Source organism: Pseudomonas putida (assembly GCF_025905425.1).
GTDB classification, from domain to species: domain Bacteria; phylum Pseudomonadota; class Gammaproteobacteria; order Pseudomonadales; family Pseudomonadaceae; genus Aquipseudomonas; species Aquipseudomonas putida_AF.
Map to the genome: position 1 here is coordinate 3,462,810 of NZ_CP109603.1, position 17,294 is coordinate 3,480,103.

Annotated in this window: 11 protein-coding genes and 1 pseudogene; 5 read left to right on the forward strand and 7 right to left on the reverse strand. The window is 50.9% G+C overall.

Features of this window, described 5'->3' with window-relative positions; all coding sequences use genetic code 11:
* Positions 1 to 2 precede the first annotated feature (2 nt).
* From OGV19_RS15410 to OGV19_RS15420, 3 genes are read left to right on the forward strand one after another with little or no spacing between them, the layout of a single operon-like run.
* On the forward strand, positions 3 to 2,153 hold the full coding sequence (locus tag OGV19_RS15410; protein WP_264309565.1) for a hypothetical protein: 2,151 nt from the start codon (positions 3 to 5) through the stop codon (positions 2,151 to 2,153).
* The gene (locus OGV19_RS15415) at positions 2,131 to 2,670 is read left to right on the forward strand and encodes a hypothetical protein (protein ID WP_128573714.1); all 540 of its coding nucleotides are present in this window, start codon (positions 2,131 to 2,133) and stop codon (positions 2,668 to 2,670) included. Before OGV19_RS15410 ends, OGV19_RS15415 begins: the two co-directional genes overlap by 23 nt.
* Entirely contained in the window at positions 2,670 to 4,151 is a 1,482-nt protein-coding gene (locus OGV19_RS15420; protein WP_264309566.1) for a site-specific integrase, read from the forward strand. Before OGV19_RS15415 ends, OGV19_RS15420 begins: the two co-directional genes overlap by 1 nt.
* A 101-nt stretch (positions 4,152 to 4,252) precedes the next feature.
* Here OGV19_RS15420 and OGV19_RS15425 read toward each other — a convergent pair whose 3' ends face one another.
* Positions 4,253 to 7,108 (reverse strand): AAA family ATPase, encoded by a 2,856-nt coding sequence (locus OGV19_RS15425; RefSeq protein WP_264309567.1) that lies wholly within the window; start codon positions 7,106 to 7,108, stop codon positions 4,253 to 4,255.
* 83 nt (positions 7,109 to 7,191) lie between these two features.
* Complete coding sequence (locus tag OGV19_RS15430; protein ID WP_264309568.1) at positions 7,192 to 7,437, reverse strand: hypothetical protein; 246 nt, start codon at positions 7,435 to 7,437, stop codon at positions 7,192 to 7,194.
* Positions 7,438 to 7,639: 202 nt separating this feature from the next.
* Here OGV19_RS15430 and OGV19_RS15435 point away from each other — a divergent pair, with 202 nt between their 5' ends.
* Together OGV19_RS15435 and OGV19_RS15440 are read left to right on the forward strand one after the other, a co-directional pair.
* Positions 7,640 to 8,035 (forward strand): helix-turn-helix domain-containing protein, encoded by a 396-nt coding sequence (locus OGV19_RS15435; RefSeq protein ID WP_264309569.1) that lies wholly within the window; start codon positions 7,640 to 7,642, stop codon positions 8,033 to 8,035.
* A gap of 326 nt (positions 8,036 to 8,361) precedes the next feature.
* Positions 8,362 to 8,655, forward strand: a pseudogene (locus OGV19_RS15440) (helix-turn-helix domain-containing protein); the annotation flags it as partial.
* Between the two features lie 119 nt (positions 8,656 to 8,774).
* Here the strand turns inward: OGV19_RS15440 and OGV19_RS15445 are convergent.
* The 5 genes from OGV19_RS15445 to OGV19_RS15465 all read right to left on the reverse strand — a co-directional run bounded on the left by OGV19_RS15445 (position 8,775) and on the right by OGV19_RS15465 (position 16,879).
* Entirely contained in the window at positions 8,775 to 9,365 is a 591-nt protein-coding gene (locus OGV19_RS15445; RefSeq protein WP_264309571.1) for a hypothetical protein, read from the reverse strand.
* Positions 9,366 to 9,459: 94 nt separating this feature from the next.
* Complete coding sequence (locus OGV19_RS15450) at positions 9,460 to 10,689, reverse strand: DUF4427 domain-containing protein (protein ID WP_264309572.1); 1,230 nt, start codon at positions 10,687 to 10,689, stop codon at positions 9,460 to 9,462.
* A gap of 718 nt (positions 10,690 to 11,407) precedes the next feature.
* A complete protein-coding gene (locus tag OGV19_RS15455) occupies positions 11,408 to 12,553 on the reverse strand; it encodes a hypothetical protein (RefSeq protein WP_264309573.1) in 1,146 nt (381 codons plus the stop codon).
* 222 nt (positions 12,554 to 12,775) lie between these two features.
* Positions 12,776 to 16,105, reverse strand: a complete 3,330-nt coding sequence (locus OGV19_RS15460) for a P-loop NTPase fold protein (protein ID WP_264309574.1) — start codon at positions 16,103 to 16,105, stop codon at positions 12,776 to 12,778.
* A 537-nt stretch (positions 16,106 to 16,642) separates the two neighbouring features.
* Positions 16,643 to 16,879, reverse strand: a complete 237-nt coding sequence (locus tag OGV19_RS15465) for a hypothetical protein (protein WP_264309575.1) — start codon at positions 16,877 to 16,879, stop codon at positions 16,643 to 16,645.
* Between the last annotated feature and the right edge of the window lie 415 nt (positions 16,880 to 17,294).

Here is a 17,294-nt window from a genome sequence, read left to right on the forward strand (position 1 = left end):
ACATGACTAGAAAAAAATCAATAAAGCTTACCGATGATGAACGAATTGAAGAGCTCATCAACAGGGCACGAAAGCTGTTGCCTAAAAAAAACGTAAGCTATACAGCAGACTGGTTGAAATCAGGCGGAATAGGCAGTGATCACTGGGTAGTCGTAGAAAATTATGAGGAAAACACAACACTGACCATTCGATTTGATGACTATTTGCCAGATGGAACCTTATTGACTGAACCGAAAAATATTCGCTTGTTATCCACCATACAAAGAGTAGCTTTTCATTTGAGAATGGGAGATCTTCAGCATTTTCATGGATGGCACAAGCAATGGCTGCGAGTCATCGACACCTCTGTGAATCTTGCAAGATGGCTTGTACTTAAAACACCGGTTTTCCAACCTCAGAAATATGGCTTCGCCTTGCTGACTGACGATCACATGCAAGCCTACTTCAAAGACTTCGCCCAAGGAGGGATCAACAACACTCTGAAGCTTGAAGTAAGATTTTTGGAGATGTTGCACAGCCAGATCAAGAGCAGCCTTTCTCTAGAGGAAGTTTTGCAAAACCGAAACCCTCTCGATGAACAGTTTATTCTCCAGTCAGCCCATTGGTTGAACAGCCAAAATGCATACATTTTAGCCAAACGCCTCAAAGCACGAGTAATTTCAAGAAAGTATCTAGAATCCTTGCTTGGCTGTTCTTCACAACTCTTCGATAGATATCAAAGCATAGCAAACCTCCTCAATCAGTTCGATCTACGCTATTACTCTGATCCTGCGAAGGTTGAGCTCTTCGCCCCAGAAGACCGACGCACCATAAACAATCCCAGTTCAATTGTGCGTAGAACAATGTATACCCACAGGAAGGAGCTTCGTATTTTTGCGTCCGCCCACAATCTTTTACCAGACGAAATCCCTTACCTATCCGAATCAACTTTTAAAGAAAATCATCATGAAATTCTAGCGCCTAACGGACACACACAACTCATACCATTGGAAATAGGTCTTGGCGCCTTAAACAAGGCTGCGGAAATGATAATCGTATATGGCAATCAAATTGTCGAGGCCGTTTCTTTTTTTGCCGAACAGTACACACATTTAATGGCAACGACATCTCAAACACGATGCACCAGAAAAATAAATAAACTTGCCACATTGCACAGACTTAAGTGGCCCGCATCTCTTGAGTTTGGAGGCGTCTCTCTATTTGAACGCTACAACGTAGTTTCTTTCGCCTCTCAATCTCGTACACTCAACATCAAAGAGGGTATTTCACTCAAGACTCTTCATCAAGCATTTTACGGTGCCTGCGCACTTCTGATTGGCATGTGCAAGCCCGTTCGCGAGGGAGAATTACACAAACTCCAGCTCGACTGCCTGGACTCCGAGTTTGAAGATGGAGGTGCCCTTCTAGTTCAACATTTGGGCAAAAGTGGTGTTATGGACGAACGCCAGATCATTAAGCGTCCAATTCCATTTCTTGTCGCCCGAGCTGTCCAATTACTGCAGTTAATGTCAAGTAAGCTACGAGAGATTTATGGTGATACAGACGGCCCTATGATAGATCGCCTTTTCTATATTCCACACCGTTACATTGCGGCATCGAGAGGTAAGGTTCTGGGAGAAACACTTAATACTGCCATCGATACGTTCTGCCTACTTCTCAACCTTCCTCGTGACCAAAATCGACAACCATGGAAGATTCGAGTTCATGAAATGCGAAAATTCTTCCTCTTGGTGATGTATAAGCATCACAATGGCGAATTACGTCGGACTCTGGGCTATGCTGCCGGCCACATTAGCGAAGATCAAATTGATGAATATACCGCCTTCTCACATGACGATCCTGAAAGCGTTAAATATGAAAGCGAATGCGTTAGTGATCTGCTGGTCTCCCTGGAGCTAGGTCAAGTCGTCCCAGAAGGGCACGAGGGACTCAAGGCACTCTACGCTCATGTATGCAAGCATTTTGGTGTCGCCAAGCTGCAAAGCTTGGGTCACGAGAATTTCATTCGTTTCCTCAACATGCTGCAGCGGGATGGCACATACAAAAGCACAGTGTACACTGCAGAGATCAAAAGCTCCGATGGCACCCTGACAACCATGGAGTTCGCCATCAAATTCGAAGGATTGCAAGATGACCAATTCGACCGAGGATAACATTGAGGCACGCCTAGACTGGCTCAATCGCATCATTTCGCATGAAATTACGCCCAATGATGCTGAAGTTGAAGCGCTGTCTGATCTTCGTACATTCCTAGCATTCGCCATCAAGGGGTGCTTCACTCAAAAGGCGTACAACACCATCAAGGCGTTCACCGTAAAGCACCGGAGCATTGCCACGCCGCATCACTATCCAAATACCTGGGAATACCTCAAAGAGTTGAGAACGCTAGCGCACCATGAAACCGCAGCTAAAGCAAGGCTTGTTGAGGGAGAAAGAAATTTAAAGGATTTGGAAAACCGAGCCTTATTGGAAGCTCATTTATGCGGCATGGCTTACATAGATGCGTATGAATTTATTCGCTCCCTACTCAAAGAACCATCACTATCCGGCCTTCTCGAAGCAAAGATAGAAAATTTCATATCTATTACTAACGTTAAATACGCTCACATCACCTCACATGCGGCCCGAGAGGGCGGAGTCCTCCAGGTCATTCAGGGAGGCAAACCGTAATGGCGCAGCTTTATAGATTATTAAACGACATCAAACTACCGACTGGCGCTTCGCCTACGATGCGCACCAAACAGCACATCGTCACTTACTCAAAAATTAAATCCCTGCCGTTGATGTTTTGGCCTAATGGCACGCCTTGCCACCTGGTGAACCTTTGGCTCATGGAAATTGCGCTCAGCAGTTCTGGCAAAGAGTCTGCAAAAACCGACGCAACATTGATCACTCACTTAATACGCTTTTGTTTTACTCGGAACATATCATTTTATGATCTCAGCGATGCATACTTTAAAATATTTTCGCGAGAGCTTACTAACGAAACGAAACCTGGAATTACCCAGACTACTCGCCCCGCTCGACTTTCCAATCAAACTTATTCCATCCAGCAAATCAGCTTAAACTTTCTGCTCTGGATACAACAGAATCACCCTCCCTACAACCACCTGCCTTTGATTGGCGAAGCGACTGACCAGCCTCGTGTAATCATTGAATTTAGATACTCCGCCTACAGCAACCGCAAATACCTTTGGCATACAGACCTCGTGACTAAGGAACCCCCTTTAAACGACAAGCTCCCTATTCCAGACAAATACATCGCAAAGCTAAGAGCGGCAGTTTTTCAACGCTATCACAAGCTAATCAAGCGTTCACTGAAGCCCGATGGATCATCCAACAAAAACATGATGGCGATCTTGAAGTACCTTTATAGTCGCCGCATGTTCACGATTAACATGATGACTAATTTCGGATTGCGCCCTGAAGAACTGGAGGAGATGCCACTTAATGATAACTCAAACATCATGAATACACTTTGCGTTGTTTTGCCAATAAAAAAGACCCGACACCAGAGCATACACCGTCGATTAACAGTCACCATGGGACTTGCGGTGACACTGCAAGCTTACTTCGATGATCGTGAAGAATTCGTAAATCATCTGATCACTCTCAAAAAACTTTCAACACCACCTAACAACATCCTTCTCGGCAAGGATGGCTCACCTCTAATCAAAGCTTCCTTGACAAAAGAATTTGACAGGTTGTGCATAGACGCTGAACTGGACGACAGAAAAGTCTGCCTTTCAATGTTTCGTCATAGGTTTATAAGCCGGGAGGTTAAGGCCGAGCTCCTTCTCCGCTTCCAAAAAAAACCCGAGCTTATGGCCGAGCTCACCCCAACTCTCAAGGAGAATGTTGCCCGAGCGGTGATGCCTAAGACTGGTCATCGCAGGCCCGAGTCGATATGGCACTACGTCGACGAGCAGTACAAACTTCTGTCCACTCCGGATTCGCACGAAGCACTTCAGACAATCAAGGATGACTTGGAACACACCAAGAATGCACTGGAAGACCTTACATTCCGCCAACATTTTAACACTAAAGATCAGACGGCTAGCGATCTTGAGGGCATGCGCCGAATGATCCGTGATATAGAAGAGCGCCTTTATAGTGCCGAAACACGAAAACGCAAGGATGATGCCCCGTGAAACCGTTCTCACAGCCAGGTTGCCGGTGGCATAAGTCTTCGGCGAAAGCGGAACCTTGAAGCTGATCAGACAAACGTTGACCAACGCCTAAAGTCGGTGGGTCAACCGGCTGCCTCGCTAGCCTGGTCGCGCTGAGCAACACTCAACAGACAACGCTCGATGAACTGAAGCTCCTGGTCGATCTCCTCGGCACGCTTTTCCAGCGCTTTCAATGCCGCCTGATGCTCTCTCTGCACCTCCACCGGAGCCTTGGCGAGTCCTGGCAGCTTTCTCCGCCCCTTCTCGATCTTCTCATTCAACTCGGTAAGGTACTTCACCCCCGACTCCTTTTTTCTTGCTGTGAAAAGCTGGCACTCCAGAAAACGGATCGCATCGTAGATGCGCAAGACCTCGCCACTGGTCTTGGAGTGCACAAAGTTGAGGCTACCCTCGTCGAAAGCGTGATGCTCCTGGTTCTGACCACCCCAGTTGACCAGATCATTCTTGATAAAATTGAAGTGGGTCAGGTCATAGGAAATGAAGGGTTCCACCAACGTGAAGGTGTGCTCCAGGCTGACCTGCAGGTACATGCTCTTCTTGAGCTGGGATCGGTTGAAGTTGGCAGTGACCTTCACGCCATTCTCGATGCAGAACTCAAGCACCATGGACTCGAACCAGATACGGCAATACAGCAATGCTTGGCGGACATCGAAGAGCGACAGCGCCACATACACTTTTTTCTGGAAGCCACCTGCGTGATCCACCACCACTATGCCCTTATTGGTGTAGCTGAGCACATGGCTATTGTGCTGGTCACTCTGCGGGTGGCGATCGGCAATGATGCAGAAACGCTCCCAGAACAGACGGTCATGGGTGGTAACCACCATTTGGATCCGGCGCAGGTACGCATCGGTAAAAAAGAGATCGATGATGTTTGACCGGTGCTCGGTGTCGATGGCATTGACCACATCGTCGAAGACAATGAGCGGAAAATTGTTCTTCTCAGCCATCGCCAGAAGGATGGACAGCCCCAGCGCACGCAAATGCCCCTCGCTGAGTACAGCAAACGCATCAAGCAATGAGCCATCCACGTTGGTGATCTTGATCCGGTAGCTATCCGCCTGTCGGTCGAAGCTCAACGACGCTATCTGTTCATGCTCGTCGTCATGGTTATTGATCGCGCGATAGTACTCGGCAGCCTTGGCTTCAATCCCTGTGATACGAGTCCTTTCCAGTTCCAGCTTATAATCCAACAGGTCGCGGTACAGCGTGCGGTACTCAGCTTCTAGATCCTTGAGCAACTGGTTGAAATGGCTGTTATCGACTGCATCGTTAAGCAAGGTCGCTTTTTGCTTGAGGAGGCCTGGCATCTGGTCGTTGATGGTCTTGAAATCGCTTAACGCCTGCTTTTTTCTATCGAACTGCTGCTTGAGCAATTCATCAACCTCTTTGAGCTGCACTACCCGCGCTTCGAGCCGCTCGGCCTGGGTTATTGCTTGGCTAGCCACCCGGCGCTTGCGTTCGCAGGCGCGCAAGTAGACATCAAGCTGATCGGTAGTGCCTGCGGTGAGCTTCAGAAACGAGTCGAGAACGGATGGCGCCACTTGCGAGCGATCCGTGGCAGCATGAAACTCTGCAAGCACCGCCTCTAGCTCATCCAGGTCTAGCGGGCAGGGAATCCCGGCATGCTCATTGTCCTTCAACGCGCTAATTCCGGTAGCGATTCTTGAAGCCCAAAGCGCAATTCGACTGTCATTGCGCTGCCTGGATCGCTTGAGGGCATCCAGCGCTCCCAGTGCCTTGATCTGCTCTCTTGCCCTCTCAAAAGGGTTCACTACCACTCGGTCAAGAGGCGTCAGGCAGGCGGGACAGGTCTGTGCGACCTGCAACTGCTCTACAGCCTCCAATGCTTCAAAGACGGCGCGATAATTGACATCGTTGGCCCTCAGGACAAATGTTCTGTCGATATCGGCTCTGCGATGGAGCAAGCGCTCGGCGATGGCACAGACACGAGTAACCTGCTTGAGCGGAACAGCGAATGGGGCCCTGGCAGCTCTCAGGCGCGCAGCCTCACGGATATGCATTTCGATCGTTGCACGTAGACGCCTGACCTTCGGACGAACATCGAAATCTTGATCGGCGCGTAGCCCTAGCAACCTACAACTCTCGGAGATCGATGATTGAAGATCTGCCCTGTGCTTGCGCCTCAATTGGCGGAGCTTGATTCGGGTACGCTCCAGGACGTCTAGCGCCTCGGCTTGTTCGGTACGCAGAAAAGCTTTGAGCGAGAAGCTTTCTGGTCGGACGAACCGAGAGATGACTTCCTGAAGCTCCTCCAATCCGAACAGGGTGGCCAGGACATCGCTCTCGCCACTGCCAGTGTCCTTCGATCCCAGTAGCGAGAATTCTTGAAGACGGTTGCGGTCGATAAAGCAGCTTGACCAACTGATACTGGGTTCGACCTTGAGCTTGTCCGCTCCCACGAGCATGAGCTTGGGCCTGATATCCCCTCGCGCGATGTACTGCCTGACCTTAGTCTTGCGCCTGGCGGCTTCTTTGATATCTCCCGTAGTGCCGATTTCCAACGCCTCACACAGGGACGATTTACCGCCACCGTTGGGTGCGTAGAAGATATTTTTCAGCTTACTGAAGCGAATGATGGTGCCTTGGTCGTCTGCGCCAAACTCACCAAATCCCCGGAAGTTTTTGACCCGAAGGTGATCCAAAGCACCCAGACCAGATGGCGGTATGCGATCCAGTTCAGGCTTGTTATCCAGGGCTTTTTTGAAGCGTGCCGCGATCCGTTGGTAGTCACGGCCCAGCAGGTCGTCAGCCGCCGCCGTGATGTGCGCTTTGATGTGGTCAGAATAGCGACCCTTGCTCTGCTTCGCCTGATACATGCACCAGAGCAGTACGAGGTAAGCGTCAGTGCGCCCTTCAAGATTCTGCCTTGCAAAACTCAAAAGGTACTGACTCATTGCGCCTCCTCCCTGAAGCGCATGATCGTAGCCGCACTGAAATCAGAAAGCCACTAGCCGCAGCGCACTACCGCAAGCCCTGGCTAATGTCCTGGGCTGCCCATCTGTAGCTGGTATCTCGCTTGATCGAGCTCTTCTTCTGCATGCCGAAGCTCATCTTTAAGACCCGTCCACATCAGTATCAGCGTTGCGATCTTCTCACGGGAAGCGGTCAACTCCTCCCCCATCACCGCCAGTTCGTTCTCAAGCAGAAGACAATGCTGCTGCAGCAACTCCTCCCGCGAAAAGAAGGCGAAGCAGTCATCGACGGTATCATATGGGTTGCTCATAGCGCTCGCTGCCGATAGGAGTACAAATGTTCTCATTGCGAGCTTAGCGGCATATACTGTATGAATCAACAGTGCCTCAGCGTAAGGCCGCCCTGCGACTACCGGCACGCTCTCGCAAATTCGCATGGGAGAGTGCGGGCCGCTCTAGCAGCGGGTTCAACCTGGAGGTCACTAAAGAAAAGCACAATCGGAGGAGCCGTCCATGTCACTGAAGTCGTCGTTCGCCACGGTACTTAGATCGCTGCGCAGCAAGCGAAACATCTCGCAGCGGGACTTCGGGGATACCAGTCGCACTTTTCTCTCCAAGCTGGAAGGCGCACGATCCAGCTTGACGTTGGACAAGCTCGACCAGGTCAGCCGGCGACTGGAGCTAAGGCCCCTGACATTGCTGACGCTCACTTTGAGCCTGGAATCCGGCAAACCTAGCATCGAACTCATTGATCACCTTCGCTCAGAAATTGAAGGCCTTCAGCGCGATGGCGGTATGCCGGAGCTGGAGCAAGCCACTCGGGGCATTGGTGCCAGCGCTCCGCGCAGACCACTGAGTCCTCAGCCTATGCAGGCCTTACAAACGGAGCTCTGCTTCACAGTATCCTGAAAACTCTGTGCTCAACCGCCCCATCATTTGGCCTAGCGCATTTAAACGCGCCAACACCAGCCAAGCAGTCAGCTACAGCGCATTAAATTGCACTGCTGGCTGTCACAGCCGCATTGCTAGGTCTAACGCTTGCGCTTTCGGCAATCTGTAAGGAAGCTATGGGAGAACGAGCGCCACGCGAGGGGCATGCCGCTATTAGCAGGACTACGGCCTGAAGGGCGTTAATGTGAGCGAAATGACAATGGAAGAACGCAAGGTCTACTTCTAGCCGTGGCCGATGAAGTCGCCCAAGGCAAGCTGACACTTGGTGCACCGTTAAACGCCTTCGTGAAAATCCATTGGGGGTGAACCAGGAGAAGTTTGCCAGGGCCAGCAGTATTTCGAAGCGGGCACTGTCGCAACTGGAGGCAGATAGCATTAATCCGACTCTCGCGACGTTGGAAGCCGTATTCAATAAATTCGGTCTGAAAATCAGCTTATCTCATCTCAGCCCGGTAGAACTCAATGCCGCAATCGCGCTGAGGAACAAGGCAGGTTTTACCTCTCCTACGGCTGCCCCGAGTATTTGCCCTGATAGCCTCATACAAGCAGAATCTGAAATCATGAAGTGCATAGACTGACGACTAGGTACTTCATGATCCCATCACTGCACGCGTGCGATATACCCGAGAGCTCCAGTGGCGACTAGCGAATCACGAAACCCACTTAAAAAATGATTAATGCTAAGGGAAGTTCGGGCTCAATGCCCTCGCGCTCTAAGTCGCGCTAACGTGCACTCAAGCTCGTAGTCCCTGTTCCACTCCCCTTGCTTAGGCTGCTCGTAGGGCAACCCCGCGAATTTGGCTAGCTGCTTGATGATTTCAACCAGTTGCACCCCCAATCTCGCGTAGCCGTGTCGCCTATTCCAAAAATACTCGGGGTGATCCGGTGGATCATAGTCTGACTCATTGATTGCACGCAGCAGGCCTTGCAGCTTGTCCTGCTGGTCGGGCAAACGAATGATCGAGTACATCAAATCCTTTGGTAGCAGCCGCCAATCGATATCGATGTCCAATGGGTTGAAAATAGGCACCGCCTTGACGGGCTCGCGTTGGCCAGCCACTCCTGTCGGCTCCCCGTAGACTGTTCCATCATCACGAGCGACTTCCAGGCATTCCGTAACCAAGCGGTCTAGATGAGAGATAAGAATAATACTGGCGTACGAAATATCCCGCTTCCCCTTCTGCCGCTGGGCCCACCACTCTTTGACCAACACAAAGCAGTTACCTAGCAGGACGCCAGCTATGCCCGCACTTGCGCCTATAATGGCCGAAACGTTGCCTGAATCCACGAACATCTCTCCCTTTTCTTGAAGGAATTTTATGGTGACGGCTCTACAGTAAATATTCGAGCCTGTCAGTCGCCAGTAGCAACACCGTGAGCCCTCAAGTGCTGCTCGTCCTCTCAGTGATGTAGTAGTGGCCGCCGTCATCACAGCCGCAATAGGCAGGATGATCATCTGGACAGAATGAATTCAACACGCAGAAGTATGTGCTTTTGAGTCCAAATCTTTGCTCCAACTCTTCGGCGATCTCAATAGCTATTTCCTGCCGCTCACGGAGATTTCGACCAGGATCCAATTCGTCCAAAGAGGCGAGGTAGCGTCCCCTTTTGCTGACCTTGATTCGACCAGTCGCCACTAGGGATCTTACATAGCGGTGAGTATTGTCCTCAAACCAGAGCCAACAACCTCCCCTTTCATTGACTGGCCCTTTCCGGGTCGAAAATTCGCGCATCTCTACGCGAGACGAGAAATCCATGGTGGAAACAACCGCCTCAAGCCAAGAGATCCTGAGGGTCGGAAACCAGTCGAAGCAAGCCCTACGAACGGCCTCTGGGAGTTGGTCAGTGCGCGCCCCTTCCATGTTCTTGGCGAGCACATCACAGACCAAGATATGATTGAAGTGCAAAGGCGAAACAATCCTTCGATCAATCAAGGTCAACATGTCGTACCAGACCTCACGAGCCGTCTCCATGTCGGGAACCACCACTCCGATCCCTGACCATTTTTTCAAATTCAACTTGAGACCAGGAATGGTATTTCCCTCGAATCCGTTGGCCTCTATTTTTTCAATGCACCGCTGATAGTTTCCTGGATATGACCATCGCCAATCCGAGCATTTTGACGTGTATCCACATGACGTGAATGCCCCCGCCCTCGCCATCTCCTGCTGCTCCATCACATGTGCAAACAATGGATCTGAGTTCATGTCCTCTGAATCGGCGTGTTCACCTGGCTCATACCGCTGAATACCGCCATTCAGGGCGGTTCTCAGCGGAAATGTAAGCGCGTACTGCGTCACCACGCCACCTTGCGGCCTTGCTCCCTCTCGTAAAGCGATCAAGTCAGCAGGATTGAAGTCCGTGAAGGAAACAACAGGTTGGGATCCGAGGACAGTCCGTTTTCCGTCACGAACGCCAAATGTGGCCCACAGGTGATGATAACGAACGGCATACCGGAGCAGAAATGCAGCAGACCACCGATCGTCATCATTCAGGCAGTTGGGAGGAAATGATTCAGGTATAAATTCGGGGGGCGAGTTACCCATTAGATCAACATCTCGAAAGTAGTGGGCCAGTCGGGAGCAGCGCATCAAGTCAATTTTTTTCGGCATGTCGCAATTCTCCTTTTCTGAAGACGAAGAAGCCCGACCTTCAAGAACGATCACTTGAGGGTGTGAATGACCTTAGCTAGCACGCCAAATGAAAGGTAGACTCGGATCTGCATCGGCGCAAGGTTGCAAAACAAAAAAATCTCAACTTAAAAGAGCAGCATTCGAATAACACAAATATTGAGGCAGTTACTTATGAATACACTAACAAAAACATTAAGACCCTCAAGCCTAAAACACAAACACAAACACAAGATACCTACAGCCTAATCACGTCGACCAAAACAAAGCAACCCAAAACAAACAAAACAAAAAAACTGAAAACCACAAATATTGCCAAACAGATTATTATGGATACCAATGAATGATAATGACTATCTAACTTCTGGATTAAGACGATATAGATGAGGTGGATAGTTGGCCAAGCGCTTCCAGCATTTGGTATTGAGTAGAGGTCTGGCAACAGTGGATGCGGAACTTTAAGTAGGCACTAATCGCGCTGCCCTAGACTCAGCACGCGAGACTTCTCCCTTGGTCGTTAGCCCACCCAGGGCTCCAAGCCTTTGATGCTAATGAATCACGCAGCTAAGGGCCGCCCCTCCATCTTCGACAGTTAGTGCACCGAACGTGGCGCCAGGCGGTTCGCCACAGCCTTGAGGGCATGGCAATCAGCTGACGTTGGTGGACAACTCCCCATTCGGCCACACCCCAAAGAAATCCGCTATCTCTGCTTCAAGGGCATCCGCACAACCATCTTGCTGTTCATAGTCAAACAGGCACCCGATTTGGAAGCCCATTCAGACAAATTTGAGCCTTCTAGGATTTTCGGGCACAGCAATGTAACACCACCCAAAGTAAAAAGTATGAGCCCTTCGACTACTGGATAATTTCTTTTCGTGACGACCTCACCCCATCGCGCATCGAAATCTTCAGCGGCGTAGGTTTCCGTTAGCATATAAGAGAACACCCTCTCATCCTTGATACCTGCGAGAACTGCCGCTTGGTCAACCGCAGTGGTTACCGCTGACGGAACAACAACAAGCGTCGCAATTACTAGAGCCAAGACGCCAATGAAGGCGTTGCGCACTCTCGTTAACACTCCACCTTCTGAAGCATAGTAAGCAATGGCGGGGACAAATCCGAGGATAGTTAGAAATATCGAAACAAAAACAACTGCAGTCATGCCGCCCGCATTATAAATCACAGAAGGCGCACTCATAGCAGCAAGCATCGGAAAGGTGGCAGTGATGGCTGCGAACCATGAACTCATCGCTAAAACAGACGCGTGTTTTAGATAGGATAACCAATGAACAGCCTTAACGCCACCATTTGAAATAGCCCCCGCGAGCGCCACATTGAATTTCGGCATAAAGAACAACACAATCATACCCACCACCACCCAGACAGCGGAGTCAACAAATACGCTAAAAGCACTTGAGTTATGGCTCATCAGCATCGAGTAAACGGTAGCAATAACACCAGCAAGCGTAGGAATAAGCAGATAGATCGCCATTGCGGGCTGAACGATCGGTGTTTTCTTAAACAAGTTTATAGCGAAAGCATACGTAGCCGTAGTTAACAGCAGCAACACCAGATAAAAAAGCAGTAAAAGACTTGAAACAACAATCCAGGGCCATAGCTCTGAGGGCGTCGCCAACGCCTTACCTATGAGCTCCGGCGTTCCGATTGTATGCAAATAAGCGAAGATAACAGCAAAAGTTAATGCAGCCCCCAAACCTGTCAGTGTCGCGCTGGCTGACACTACCTTTACCAAAGCACTCCAAACATTAAAGCAATCAAGCCTCGCGGAGACTTCAGTCATTATATCCGACATTACTAAAAACACCTCCATCCAACTGGAAATCATCCGTAGCTCAAACAATCAATAAAAAGGCCATTCGCAAGCTTATTGAACGCACCTTGACATACCGATCGAATGTTTATTGCCTGAGGTGGCCAGAGAGAGGCCCTAGCCTTGCTCATGAGCAACGGCCTTAATTGCAGCGCACGCACCCGAGGAGCAGGAGGCCATTCCACCTAACTCAAAGGGCTGCAATGCAGCCCTGCAATTACGGTGAAGCGAGGCGCTCTAGTCCTTGACCTCAGCTTCGACCTCATCGGCCATCTGATCCGACCGCGCCGTTTTGAAATATGAAGCAAACCAGGACTTTCGCGCGAACCTTTTGAAGATCGTAGGCGTAAGCTTTTCAAGCTTCGTTACGACTGAGGCCATTCCTTGCCGCAGGCTCTCGGAATATCTGTATTTGGAAAGTTGATCCGCTCGACCATCGAGGAACGTCGCCGCTTGCTGTGCTACCTCTGGGTACCGTCCGATGTAATCCAACAGCCTAATCAATCGGGTTGCTTCTTCGCTATTGACCGGTTGAATATCCAGGATTAGGTGCCCGTAATTATCGATCACCTTGACTAGCCTGGTGATGCTGTTGGGATCGGAGTAGAAGAGTGTCCGCAGCCGCCCACCGATCACGTGCCTTGACTGCTCGTCCAGCGCCTGTATCAGTGTATTGATCATTGCCACGGTCTCGCCAGTCAGAAGGCAACCATCCTCCTCATGCACGTAGGCATGTAAAGTGGCCACGATCGCATTGCCTACCGTTGCAGCACTGTTTAGCGAGATGGACTTCTGCGCCATAGCTTGCACGATACTGACCACCTGAGGAGAAGCCTCGCCGATCAGTTTCTTCCAGTCGCCCTCGCTGCGATCACTGGAGTCCAGGAACTTGAATACACCCTGTTTGAACGCCGCGAACTTAGACTCGGGAGTTGCAAGGATGCCAGCCAGTAAAGCAGCGTCGATGCTCTGAGGTTTGTTGGTCTGCTTCGCGGCATGGACATCCCAGCCACTGAACCAATCCAGAAGCATTTGCTGCGTGACACCATGCGGCTCAATCGCAGCCATGACCGCACTGTAGTTTTTCAGCAACCAGCTGGAGTTGAGGGAGCCAAGTCTCTTGTGGATGATGAGGTTGGCCACAAAGGGAGCCACTGCATTTACCGCTTCGCCCAACAGCAGCGGGAGGACTTCAGAAGACAGCAGTGTCGCGGTCGCTAGCGACTGGAACAACTCCGATTTCAGGACGTCCTCAATCTTGCCAATACCCGTTAACGATGTGGCGTCCTCGTTACGGATGTACACGATGGCGGCGACCGTGCGAGCGATATCACTGGCATCGCTGCTGAGAAGCAATGCCACATTATTCAGAACCGTTTGGTCGATCGCCTCTGCTAACGCCAGACTGATGATCGCCGATGAGTTGCCGGTGCTGCAGTCCTTGACCAGAGCAACCATGTCTTCCGAACTGATGCCTCCCGTGAGGCCGTCACCGAGGCGAAGGGAACCATACATCCAGTTCACCGCCGGCACCACACTATCGGACTCCAACGGCACCATATCCAGCGGGTGATTTTCGGTGCAGGCTAGCTGGTGATGGGCCGTCTCGATACAATCTGAATCGAGCGTGAAGTGATCAGCCTTGATGACCTTGAGTGTCTCAATCAGGGCCAGCAAGTGCATGATGCACTCGGCACTCGTGACAACCAATGAGCCAAACTCCTCCCCCACTGCCGCCAGATAGAGGTCATACTCCTTCACGCCGCTCTCGAGAGCGGAGAAGCTGCTTGCGTCATAGGGCAAGCTGATCATCCCCTCAATCGAGTCTCTCAGCATTTTTCCATGCCTTGCGATCTTCGATGGGTTCAAGCCTACGGTGATGCCGTACCGAACCGCGTCATAGAATTTAGCCTTCCCAGCGTCAATTTCTGGCAGTCGCACCAAATCAGCTTCATTGATCTGCTGTATCACATCATTCACCCACTCCCCTCCGTGCTTCTCGTGCGCGGCGTGAATGGGAGGCAACAACTGCGTCAGCGGTAGACCTGCAGCTAAAAGGCGCTTGAACGCGTCTGAAAAGCCAAATAGCGAAGTCAGAGAGTACAGCTTGTCTGCATCAGCGGCTTCGATCGCTTGGCGCAGTGGCTCATCGAGCAGCTCGGCGATCGCGATCTCACTGGTCGTGAGGAAATGAACTTGAAGGATCTGGATTTGCCATCCAGCGTTCATGTCCTGGCCAACCACAGTGGTCAACAAGGTATTCGTTTCGGCAACCTTGTTTACTGCTGAGTCGTCTAGCTTTACCAATGCCTTGTAGTACGCCGATACGCCATCCTTGCGCAGTATCTCTTCCACCGGAAACTCATTGTAACGACACAGGAGCAGGTGGGCTGCGATACACACCAAACTGATCTGGTCGCCAACAACCAGTGAAGTGGTGGCGATGTCGTTGATGAATTTTTTCTGTAGCCGTGGAGTGACGAGACCGTTGGCCATAGGGCTGTGACGGTGAAGCATTTGTGCGCAGTGCTCGGCGGTTGAAGCTTCGGCCTGGGTAAAGGTGTGCTTCCACATCTGGCGGAAACCATCCTTCCACCCTGAAGTAATGACAGGTGGAGCTCGGAACACCACGGGGAATTTCTTGGCGATGAAATCGCGAGAGTCGTATTTGCGATCCGCATCCGCGCTCAGATACGCGGCAACCTTTGATGAGCAGAAAGGAACCACGACCGTTAGGTTTTTTACCGACGCCACGGATGTGAATATCTCAAGATCACTCCAGACGCTACGTAAGCTTTCCTTAGGAAGTCTGTCGAGATTATCCAGGATCACCACATAGCGCAGCTTGGGTACCAGCTTCAGTTGCTCGACCAATGCGCGCTTCAAATCCAGCGGCGTGACTTCTTTGGAGACCTCAATCTTTTCATTGATGTAATCATGACTTGAACCCTTGAACAGGCTCAGGAGGCTCCACTTCTTGCCAACACCAACGTCCCTGCCGTGATTACACACCCATGCAAAAAACAACACGATGCCAGGGCTAAGGAAAGCGGCCCAGTTCGCGACCAACAGGCTCGTCGCGACCTCTGCCGCTGGCTGAGCAAGCTTAAATATTTCCTTAAACGAGCTTGAGGAGAAAAACAAGCTCGCAAGCAGCAAAAGCGCCCACGCACTGACGTGGCTTGTGGTTTTCTTGGAGTACTCAAACTCACGCCCCAGTGCGAGATCCCTGATGCGGGTCAGTGCTTGGGCCTCCTTACTGCCGGATCGCGTGTCTTCAAGGAGCTGATCAGTGAAGAGTTCGATGAAATTGCTTTTGGTGGAGCCTTGGTAATTTTGCTCGCAGTCAAAAAACCAGACCCGATAGCTAGCATCAGCGGCTTTGAGCTTGTTACCGAGCATTTCCAATATCGAACTCTTCCCGGATCCAAACTCACCATCGAGGCCAATCACCTGCGAGGCATTGGGGGTAGTAATGTACGCCTGCATTGCGGAAGCGACCTTTTCATGGCTCCCGCCCGGGAACAAATCTTGTTCTGCCGGCTTCTCCGAATGGAAATTGATCACTAGCACAGTCTTCCTTTCTGCACGACGCGTCAGGCGCCACCAAACCTCAGTCCCAGTCAGCGCTCGGATCTGGATGCATTTTGAACTGCCGAGCACGCGCGCAGCCCTATTCGATGCTGCTCGGTTTTATAAGACAATGCTAACGCACGTAGTGGCGATGAGACAGCAAAATGAAGGCGCGATGATGCGCCAAGTGGTTTGGAGGCGCTCGGTGGAAAGCCGGCATCGCCAGGCGGCAACACTAGTGCAATTCATCAAGGACTGCCCTTTTAGTTAATCAACTGTCGGCAGAATTTTGGTCTACGCATCCTGACTTAACCGGTTGATGCCTGATAGCTTTCGCAGCGGCCAACCGAAAAGCTCGCTGACCCCATACTCGACGTCCCCCCCTTGCGTGTCAACGACGCCGGCGATCCTCCCGCTACCTCTTAAGGATTGTCTCGACGCGCTCAAAAATCTGCACGAGCGGGACTCATTTACGCTGTGAGTTGCAGAGGCCAGCTTCTTGGCGTCCGCTGTCACGGGACAGGCCCGGGATCACTTATAACAAACCTTCCAGTCAGCCATAGCTCCCCTATCCTGGTTGACCAAGCGGATGAATTCACTCAGGTGGGTGATGTTCCACGCCGCGTTTCTGACACCTGCGATTGCAGCGGCGCGATCCTTTGAGTTTTTGTCCTTAAAAGCCTTGCGCGCCAGCTTGCTCAGATAGCGTTCAGACTCGGTCTTGGGCTCAACTTCGATAGCAGCCTCCCACGGCGTTTTCACAGACATGACAGGGCTCCGGGCATAGTAGCCTGATCATAGCGCTTCGCCTGCCTTGATGCCGCACGTCAACCAACGGGGATGAAACATCGGCACCGCACACCCTTGATCCACTTTAAGTGGACGACACACGCAAATAAATACACGAAAAGTGGAAAATCAAACAGCATTGCTGTTAATCACAGAATTCCTGTTCACTATTTGTGGATTCATTACACGTAAAGTGTATGAAAACAGCAAAACGTGTATTTTTTACAGATTGTAAAAACACTCCCCGGACATTCCACCCCTGTGTTTCGTGGCCTCTAACGATTTTTCAATAAACTGCTTGCCCATCAGAATTTTCTCGCTAGAGTATTCTCCACACGAATCAGATGCATAGGTTAGCCAAGAGGCCGGCTTCGCTACGCACTTTATAAATCAA